The 979-nt window shown below is 41.9% G+C and carries 1 pseudogene; it reads right to left on the reverse strand.

Annotated elements, in window-relative coordinates:
- Positions 1-904, reverse strand: a pseudogene (locus RM539_RS19865) (IS1595 family transposase); the annotation flags it as partial.
- Between the last annotated feature and the right edge of the window lie 75 nt (positions 905-979).

Raw genomic sequence — 979 nt, forward strand, 5'->3', positions numbered from 1 at the left:
TAACCCTGTGATATTGGCAATTATGAGCCGGTCAAAGAGGCGCTGTCCAAAATACCTCCGGTTCAGTTTATAGACAAATTCATTTAGGTATAGTTGTAAATATTTTCCCTTGATTTTATGGTAGTTCCCCAGCAGGTTTCTCTTTGCATTGCTGATGGCAAGGTGCACCCATTTCAAAGTTTCTTTGATAGTGTCTTTGTTGGATTTTTGGCTGATATGAAGTTCCACATAATCAGCTATATCCACATAGGAGGTGCTTTTGTCGGTAAACACGATACTCTTTTCGTCGATAGATTCCCGTACCGTGTGATTAATTTCCGCCGCCGCATGGCTGGTGAGCACCTTTGCCTTAATATAGCCGGCCTGTCTTGATTTTTTCCCGGTTTTTATATCTTCCAAAGGAGCGGATTCTGCCATGATGGCCACATTTTGTTTTCCGGCAGCTCCCCCTCCACGGAGGCCTTTATCCTGTGCTACTTCAGATGATTCCACTGTGAAATAGCCTTCATCCATCTCAATAATTCCTTCTAAAGTATAGCGGGCATCCCGCTTGCCCATCGCTTTTCGTATTTTGTGCACCATCGCCCAAACCGATTCATATCTTTTCAGGCCTAGCTGGGTCTGGATCTCTTTACTGGAAAATCCTTTTTTTGTGGCACTCATTAAAAACATGGTTTTGTACCAGGTCAAAAAAGAAAGCTTTGAACTTTGCATAATCGTCTCACTGCGAAGGGAGATTCTGCTCCTGCATTGTTTTACACTCATAGCTCCACCTGCTTTTGATCCAGAAATGCTCCCGGCCACCACATTTGCAAACAACCCCGATTTTATCCCGCTGCTCTTTAAAATGCATGCGGCAGGACTCTTCACTATCAAAATTTGCTGTAAAAGTAAATAGGTTCATAGCAGTAGTTTTTAGGAAATTTACATTAAATAGTTGTATTATGAGTGCTTACGGATATTCAAAAAGATTTTTTAC

The sequence above is a fragment of the Autumnicola musiva genome (assembly GCF_031846585.1).
Classification (GTDB): domain Bacteria; phylum Bacteroidota; class Bacteroidia; order Flavobacteriales; family Flavobacteriaceae; genus Autumnicola; species Autumnicola musiva.